Raw genomic sequence first — 267 nt, 5'->3', positions numbered from 1 at the left:
TGGTTGTTGTAACAACGTTGCTTGTAGCGTTTACCGTTGGATTTTCATTATCGGTCACTGTTACAGTCATGACATCAGTAGCTGTATTGGCTGGGGTAGCATTGTCAGATACGGTATATGTAATTGTGGTTGTCCCTATAGGGAATGTATATGTTCCGACCTGTCCAGAACCGGTATCGTTTACAGCACCGGTCATTACCCATGCAATTGAGCTTACGGAACAATTATCGTTGAAAGAGGCATCTGTAATAGCAACATCTACAGAAC

The 267-nt window shown here is 42.7% G+C and carries 1 protein-coding gene; it reads right to left on the bottom strand.

Going from position 1 to position 267, the window contains the following annotated elements; translation table 11 throughout:
* The coding region (locus ZA06_RS17290; protein WP_168155191.1) for a hypothetical protein at nt 1-267 on the bottom strand (267 nt) is incomplete at both ends.

The sequence above is a fragment of the Mangrovimonas xylaniphaga genome, from assembly GCF_001280435.1.
Lineage (GTDB): Bacteria > Bacteroidota > Bacteroidia > Flavobacteriales > Flavobacteriaceae > Mangrovimonas_A > Mangrovimonas_A xylaniphaga.
This window is presented reverse-complemented; position numbering and strand designations above follow the sequence as displayed.